Origin of the sequence: Streptomyces sp. NPDC060209, assembly GCF_042728155.1 — a bacterium.
Lineage (GTDB): Bacteria > Actinomycetota > Actinomycetes > Streptomycetales > Streptomycetaceae > Streptomyces.
Window position 1 is genome coordinate 1 of sequence record NZ_JBHWZS010000468.1, and the last position, 4,659, is coordinate 4,659.

The 4,659-nt window shown below is 70.7% G+C and carries 6 protein-coding genes; 1 reads left to right on the forward strand and 5 read right to left on the reverse strand.

Annotated elements, in window-relative coordinates:
- Nucleotides 1-71: 71 nt before the first annotated feature.
- Complete coding sequence (locus ACFWFI_RS41155) at nucleotides 72-701, reverse strand: TMEM175 family protein (protein ID WP_387400842.1); 630 nt, start codon at nucleotides 699-701, stop codon at nucleotides 72-74.
- 224 nt (nucleotides 702-925) lie between these two features.
- Nucleotides 926-1,189: a DUF5133 domain-containing protein gene (locus ACFWFI_RS41160; protein ID WP_387400844.1), complete on the reverse strand. Its 264-nt coding sequence runs from the start codon at nucleotides 1,187-1,189 to the stop codon at nucleotides 926-928.
- Nucleotides 1,190-1,391: 202 nt separating this feature from the next.
- Here ACFWFI_RS41160 and ACFWFI_RS41165 point away from each other — a divergent pair, with 202 nt between their 5' ends.
- Complete coding sequence (locus ACFWFI_RS41165; RefSeq protein WP_387400846.1) at nucleotides 1,392-2,066, forward strand: DUF998 domain-containing protein; 675 nt, start codon at nucleotides 1,392-1,394, stop codon at nucleotides 2,064-2,066.
- Between the two features lie 18 nt (nucleotides 2,067-2,084).
- Here ACFWFI_RS41165 and ACFWFI_RS41170 read toward each other — a convergent pair whose 3' ends face one another.
- The 3 genes from ACFWFI_RS41170 to ACFWFI_RS41180 form a co-directional block, all read right to left on the reverse strand.
- Complete coding sequence (locus ACFWFI_RS41170; RefSeq protein WP_387400848.1) at nucleotides 2,085-2,363, reverse strand: ferredoxin; 279 nt, start codon at nucleotides 2,361-2,363, stop codon at nucleotides 2,085-2,087.
- Nucleotides 2,309-3,502, reverse strand: coding sequence for a cytochrome P450 (locus ACFWFI_RS41175; RefSeq protein WP_387400850.1), 1,194 nt, complete (start codon nucleotides 3,500-3,502; stop codon nucleotides 2,309-2,311). Before ACFWFI_RS41175 ends, ACFWFI_RS41170 begins: the two co-directional genes overlap by 55 nt.
- 156 nt (nucleotides 3,503-3,658) lie before the next feature.
- On the reverse strand, nucleotides 3,659-4,474 hold the full coding sequence (locus ACFWFI_RS41180) for an SAM-dependent methyltransferase (protein WP_387400852.1): 816 nt from the start codon (nucleotides 4,472-4,474) through the stop codon (nucleotides 3,659-3,661).
- Between the last annotated feature and the right edge of the window lie 185 nt (nucleotides 4,475-4,659).

Below are 4,659 nucleotides of genomic sequence, written 5' to 3' on the forward strand. Positions count from 1 at the left end.
TCCCTCCTCCGCCTTGCGATCCACGGCACCGGACCCCGCTCACTGATCCGGCCCGATCCAAACGAAAGACCCTAGGAGGGCAGCGCGCGGCGGCTCCTGCGGCCGGTCGTGACCTTGACCGGCAGGAGCGCCAGCCAGGACCACATGGCGGCGGCGGGGGAGAGGGCGTAGGCGAGCGGGACGGTGGCGCCGAAGACCAGGGCGGTGCCTACGAGATCGGTGGCCACGAAGCGCGCGGTCCTCTCCGTGGCGGGATCGGAGGGCCTCGCCCTGCGCAGGCCCGTCCTGAGCACCGCCAGTTCCAGCAGATTGGTGATGCACACGGCGCCGGCGTAGACCGCGACCGCCAGGGGCTCGGAGGCGTACTCCGACAGCAGCGACGTCGGGAAGGGAATGAGCGCGATGGTGCCGAGCCAGATGAGCGCGAGTTTCAGCGACGGCCCTTCGAACCGCGGGACCAGCTCCACGATCCGGCGGTGGTCCCGCCAGAAAGCGGAAAGGATCATGAAGCTCAGGGCGTAGGCGCCGAGGTCAGGCAGTACATCGCCGACGGCATGCCGGAAGCCGTCCGCACTCAGACCCGGCGGCACACGGACATCGAGCACCAGCAGGGTCATGGCGATCGCGAAGATCCCGTCGGAGAGGGCGGTCAGCCGTTCCGCGTTCTTCTCGTCGCCCGTTCCCGCTCGGGTGTCGTCCACCCGCCCAGCGTCCCGGGGCCGGGCCGACACCGGGCGGGATTAGGCCGACGGCGGGCATGCCGGGCGCCGGCCGGGGCGGGCGGGCCCCGGCGGGGGGGGGGGGGGGTCGGGCGCGCGAGGTCCGCCGGGGGTGTGAAGGGAGTTGGGTTTGTGGGGCACGAGACCCAGCAGCCGCCGCGGGCGGGCGGGCCCCGGCGGGTCGGCACTCTCGTGCCGACGGCCTCTCAGGCGGTCTGGAGGCGGTTGTCCTGCTGTGTGCCCACGGGCCGGCGAAGCGCGGGGGAGACCGTGGCCCGCACCCCGAGCATGGTGTCGGCGGCGTGCAGGGCCTGCGGAACGGCCTGGGTGCCGGTCATCACGCACAGCGTGTAGGCGGCGTCCTCCACGATTCGGGCGGTGACGTCCGTCGAACGGCGCGCGTCCTCGATCCGTGCGTCGGCGTAGCGGGCCAGAGCCACTCTCAGGTCCTGAGGACTGGGTGTCAGCACAGCGGGTTCTCCTCCGGTTCGATGCACGTCCGATACGGCGCGCCGGGCACGGGGCACGGGGCCGTTGCCGGGCAGGCCCGGCGGTGCGGTTCACACTCCGTCATATGACCCGGCGTCACGCGCCTACCCGCTCGTGTGCGGAGTACGCCCTCGCCTGCGTGTACACCGGCGTTTGCCGGTTCGGGCGTTCTACCGTTCACCGATGCGATCTGTCTCCTGGTGGGTCCTGTTCTCCTCGGTGTGCGCCCCGGTCCTCCTCGTCGGTGGCTGGGCGGTCTCGGCGGAGCTTCAGGGGCCCGGCTACGATCCCGCGTCGACGACGATCAGCATCCTCGCCGCCGACGGTGCCGCCGGGTACTGGGTGATGACGTCGGCGCTGCTCGCCTTGGGAGCCTGCCACGTGGTCACCGCGTCCGGACTGCGACCCGCCGCACCGTTCGGACGGGTGGCGCTGGCCGGCGGTGGACTCACGGCGATGCTGCTGGCCCTGTTCCCGGCACCGAGCAGCGGTGGCTCGTTCGCCCACAGCGTGGTCGTGGCCGTGGGTTTCTCGCTGCTCGCGGTGTGGCCGGTCCTGGCCGTGCGACGCGCGGCGTCCGGCCCGCGCATAGCGTCGGCACGGGAAGCGGACGCCTGGCCGCGTCCGACGGTGCCGTCCTCCGGCAGGACGACGGCACCGTGGGCACTGCGGCCCGCGCCCTCCGTCACGGCGGCCGCACTGATGTGGATCGGCGGGGCCTGGTTCCTGCTCGCCCTGTACCTGCTCGACACCGCGGGGGCCGCCGAACGCGTCCTCACGTTCGCGCAGTCGTTCTGGCCGCTCGTCGTGGTCGTCTCCTGCTTCCGGCATACCGGTGAGGACGGGCAGTCGGCATGACCCCCGGCACCGGAGTCCTCAGGGGCGGGGCCCGATCAGCACGTCCCCGTCGCGAACCAGGATCGCCGACGCGGGGCACGAGTCCGCGGCGTCCAGCGCGCGATCGTCAGGAGCTATCCGATCACGCACGGGCGTCGCCCGGTCCTCGTCGTCCAACGCGTAGAGATCGGATGCCATCCCCGCGCACATGCCTGACCCCATGCACAGTTCGCGATCCACCTCCGTCGTCCACGACACGGCCGTCACCACCCCACCGGCATCTCGCGGGGACCACGCACGAGCATCTGGTTCTTCCATTCCACGTCCCCCGCCACATGCAGGTCGGGGAAGCGTACGAGCAGCGCCTCGAGCGCCTCCTGCAGCTCCAGCCTGGCGAGCGGTGCGCCCAGGCAGTGGTGGACCCCGTGTCCGAAACCCAGATGCTGGACCCCGGTACGGGTGACGTCGAGGCGGCCGGGGGCATCGAACTTCAGGGCGTCGCGGTTGGCGGCGCCGACCGCGACGAGTACGGGCTCACCGGCCCGGACGAGCGTGCCACCGACCTCCACGTCCTGTGTGGCATACCGGGGGAAGCCGGCGCCACTTCCGAGGGGCACGAACCGCAGCAGCTCCTCGACCGCGCCGCGGATCAGTTCGGGGCGCTCCCGCAGCAGCTTCAGCTGATCAGGGTGGTCGAGCAACGCGTACACGAAGTTCGGGATCTGGGTCGCGGTGGTCTCATGGCCGGCGACGAGAATCCCGACGCAGAGATCGACGAGTTCCAGTTCGCTGAGCCGGTCCCCGGTGTCGCGGGCTTCGATCAGCCCGGTCATCAGGTCCGGCCGGGGACTGCGCCGGTGCTCCTCGATCAGCGAACCCATGTAGGCGCGCAGCTCCTCGCGGCTGCGAAGGAACTCCTCGGCCGTCAGGGAACTGGTGGAGAGGGCGGCGTCGCTCCACACCCGGAACCTGGGGCGGTCCTCCTCCGGCACGCCGAGCATGCGACAGATCACCGCCACGGGAATCGGCAGCGCGTAGTGCTCCACCAGGTCCGCCGGCCGGCCCTGGGCCTCGAGCTCGTCGAGCAGACCGTGGGCCAGCTCCCGTACCCAGGGGCGTAACTTCTCCACCTGATGCACGGTGAACGCCTTCGCCACCAGGGTGCGCAGCCGGGTGTGTCCCGGAGGGTCCATGCTCAGAATGCCGCTGTCGCGGCTCCCCTCCGACTGGCGCGGCTCGTCGTGGCGGAGGGCCTCCGCCCGGCTGAAGCGGCGGTCGCCGAGAACCAGGCGTGCGTCGGCGTAGCGGGTGGCCAGCCACGCGGGTTCCCCGTACGTCATGCGCACACGCACGAGCCCGGGCTTTTCCAGAGCTTCCTGGTAGGCGTCCGCCAGTCCCAGCCCGGCCGGCTCGTTGAAGGGATAGGGAACTGGCGTCCGTCCGGTTGTGGCAGTCATCGTGTGGCCTCCCTGCTCCTCGGTGGGTGATCCGAGAATCAGGCGGCGTCGCCCTGGCGGTCAACAGCGCCTTGTCGGCCATCCCGGGGCCGTCGTCCCCGGAGGGAAGCGACGGCCCCGGTCCCGCCCACAGCGCGGGCAGGCCTGACGGACGGGCTACGGCTTGCGGCCGACGGCCACGTAGCCTGCGCTGATGACTTCGTCCTGGCCGGGGACCGGCTCGCCGAGCTCGGGGTGCCACGCTTCGGCTGCCATGATGCCGGGCTCGACGATCTCCAGTCCGTCGAAGAAGCGGGCGAACTGATCACGGGTGCGGGGCGCCAGAGTGAGCGTGTTGGCCTTGTACATCTCGTCGACCTTGCGGGCCGCCGCCGGGTGGAAGTCCGCGGTGAGATGCGAGATCACCACATGGCTGCCCGGTGCGAGCACCGCGCTCAGCCTGTCCACCAACTCGTAGGCGCCGTCCTCGTCACTCACGAAGTGCAGCAGCGAGATCAGCGAGAGTGCGACCGGCCGGCTGAAGTCCAGGGTCTTGCCCGCGCGTTCGAGTATGGAGTCCACATCGCGGGCATCCGCCTGCACATAGTCGATTGCACCCTCCTCGGTGCCCTTCAGCAGAGCCTCGGCGTGCGCCAGGACGATCGGGTCGTTGTCGCAGTAGACCACCCTTGCCGCGGGTGCCGTTCGCTGGGCGACCTGGTGGAGATTCGGCTCGGTGGGAATACCCGTGCCGATGTCGAGGAACTGACGGATCCCCTGATCGGTCAGCCATCGGGTGGCGCGGTGCATGAAGGCCCGGTTCACCCTCGCCATGACCGGGACTCCTGGCTCCACGGCCAGCATCTGCCGGCCCATGGCCTCGTCGACCGGGTAGTTGTCCTTGCCGCCCAGGAACCAGTCGTACATCCGGGCCGGATGGGGTCTGCTGGTGTCGATGCGCAGGGCGGGGGCATCGTTCTCCGGTCGGGACATGGCGAACTCCAGGGTGTGCGCGGCAGCGGATGATCAGCTTGTGAACAGAATAGGGAACGTCTGTGCCGAAGTTGGCCGCCGGAGGTCAACTGCACCTACGAAGTGGGGCACTTCGCCGCTGATGTCGCCTACGCACCAGGTCGTGGCGCGCCGCCCGGTCGATGTGCGGGACCCTCGACGGGGAC

What these genes read in the sequence shown, in the direction of transcription:
- ACFWFI_RS41170 (WP_387400848.1), bottom strand. Translation starts at nt 2,363, where the DNA reads ATGGAAGAACCAGATGCTCGTGCGTGGTCCCCGCGAGATGCCGGTGGG.
- ACFWFI_RS41175 (WP_387400850.1), bottom strand. Translation starts at nt 3,502, where the DNA reads ATGACTGCCACAACCGGACGGACGCCAGTTCCCTATCCCTTCAACGAG.
- ACFWFI_RS41165 (WP_387400846.1), top strand. Translation starts at nt 1,392, where the DNA reads ATGCGATCTGTCTCCTGGTGGGTCCTGTTCTCCTCGGTGTGCGCCCCG.
- ACFWFI_RS41180 (WP_387400852.1), bottom strand. Translation starts at nt 4,474, where the DNA reads ATGTCCCGACCGGAGAACGATGCCCCCGCCCTGCGCATCGACACCAGC.